Here is a 1,733-nt window from a genome sequence, read left to right on the forward strand (position 1 = left end):
CCGCCGCGTCGGCGACGGCGGTCGAGGCGGCCACGCAGGCGCCGTTGTACACCCGGGTGACACCCGGCGCGCCCCACCCGGAACGGACCCCGGCGGCCACCGCGTCGGCGGTCGCCCGGGTGCGCTCGTCGCTGTGCAGGGCGAGCAGGACGGGCAGTCCGGCGCCCTCGGCGGCGGTCAGCCCGGCCTGCCCGCAGGCCTGGCCGATCGCGTCGAGCACGGCCCTGGCCAGGGGGAAGGTGCAGGCCAGGGGCACGGTGTCGGGGAACAGCGCGGCCCGGGTGGTGCGGCGGGCGCTCACGTCGAAGCGGGTGACCGGGCCGGACAGGGCCTTGCCGTGGGTGGCGGCCTCGGTGAGCGCGGCGAGCCCGCGCCCGGCGGCGCTGAGCACCCCGACACCGGTGACCACCGGGCGGTCGGCCGCCCGGCCTGGTGGGCCGGAGCCCGTGCCCCCGGGGATCACGGCCGGGCGCCCGCGCGGTCGGCGAGGACGGCCTCGCGCAGCAGCCCGGTGGCGTCGTCGACGGTGCGCACCGCGCCGAAGCGGTCGTCGTCCAGGTCCAGCTGGAGTCCGTACCGTTGCTCGAACTCGGCGACGAGCCAGGTGAGTTCGAGCGACCCGAGGTCTTCGGGCACGGTGTCGACGGCGCGCTGCCCGAACGCCGCCAGCATGGTCAGGACCTCGGCCCGGTCCGGCAGGGCGTCGGGGAGCGGGGAGCCGGTCACGCGGCGCTGCCGGAGGTGGCGGCGAGGGCGTCGACCCGGCGGGCGACGTCGCCGGTGAACTCGTCCAGCGTCATCAGCGCGGTGGTCTCCATCTCGTCCAGGTCGAACTTGATCCCGAACTCGTCCTCGACCTGCACCGACAGGTCGGCCAGGGCGAGCGATTCGAGGTCCAGCCCGGCCGGGCCGAGGTCGGTGTCCCCGGTGACCTCGGAGACGTCGTACTGCATCTCGGCGAGTGCCGCCAGGACGAAGGCGCGGATGCGGTCCTGCATGGTGGGCTCCTTGTCGGGGTGGTGGTGCGAAGGGGTCGGGGCGCGGCCGGGTGCGGCCCGCGCGCCGGCGGTCGCGGTCAGCCGGCGGTCGCGGTCGCGGTCGCGCGCAGGGCGGCCGGGTCGCGCAGCAGCTTTCCGGTGGCGGTGCGGGGGAGGCGGTCCAGTCGGGCGAGCCGGCGCGGCCGCTTGTAGGCGGCCAGGCGGCGGGCCAGCCCGTCCTGGACGGAGGAGAGGTCGGTCCCGGGTTCGGTGGCCAGGTAGGCCTCGATCGCGCCGCCGTCGAAGACCACCACGGCCTCGCGGACGTCGGGCAGCGCGGTCAGCGTCTGCTCGACCTCGGTGAGGTCGACCTTCAGGCCGCCGATCGAGACCTGGGAGTCCAGCCGGCCGAGCACGGTGACCGGGCCGTCGGCGGCCAGCTCGGCCGCGTCCCGGGTGTGCAGCCAGCCGTCGGACCAGCGGGTCGGATCGTCCAGTCCGGGGTACGGGGAGGAATCCGTGCCGATCTGCAACTCGCCCTTCACCAGGCGCAGTCGCATGCCGTGCACGGGCCGCTTGGCAGGGTGGAGCGTACCGGAGAGGTCGGTGGCGATCACCCCGGTCTCGGTCATGCCGTACATGGTGCCGAGCGGGACGCCGTACCGTTCGGTGAACAGCGCGGGCAGTCCCGGGCGGACGAGTTCGCCCGCCACGACCATCCGCCGCAGCCGGGGCAGTGGCGGGGGGGCGGCCGCC

At 76.1% G+C, this 1,733-nt stretch carries 2 protein-coding genes and 2 pseudogenes; all 4 read right to left on the reverse strand.

The genetic code is table 11. The features are described 5' to 3' along the window. Positions 1 to 409 (reverse strand): annotated as a pseudogene (locus AE652_RS21030) (beta-ketoacyl-[acyl-carrier-protein] synthase family protein); the annotation flags it as partial. A 50-nt stretch (positions 410 to 459) separates the two neighbouring features. After that, on the reverse strand, positions 460 to 726 hold the full coding sequence (locus AE652_RS21035; RefSeq protein WP_074004875.1) for a hypothetical protein: 267 nt from the start codon (positions 724 to 726) through the stop codon (positions 460 to 462). Then, positions 723 to 998, reverse strand: a complete 276-nt coding sequence (locus AE652_RS21040; RefSeq protein ID WP_049653814.1) for an acyl carrier protein — start codon at positions 996 to 998, stop codon at positions 723 to 725. Before AE652_RS21040 ends, AE652_RS21035 begins: the two co-directional genes overlap by 4 nt. Before the next feature lie 77 nt (positions 999 to 1,075). Beyond that, positions 1,076 to 1,733, reverse strand: a pseudogene (locus AE652_RS21045) (AMP-binding protein); the annotation flags it as partial.

It is taken from the genome of Kitasatospora sp. MY 5-36 (assembly GCF_001182915.1).
Classification (GTDB): Bacteria; Actinomycetota; Actinomycetes; order Streptomycetales; family Streptomycetaceae; genus Kitasatospora.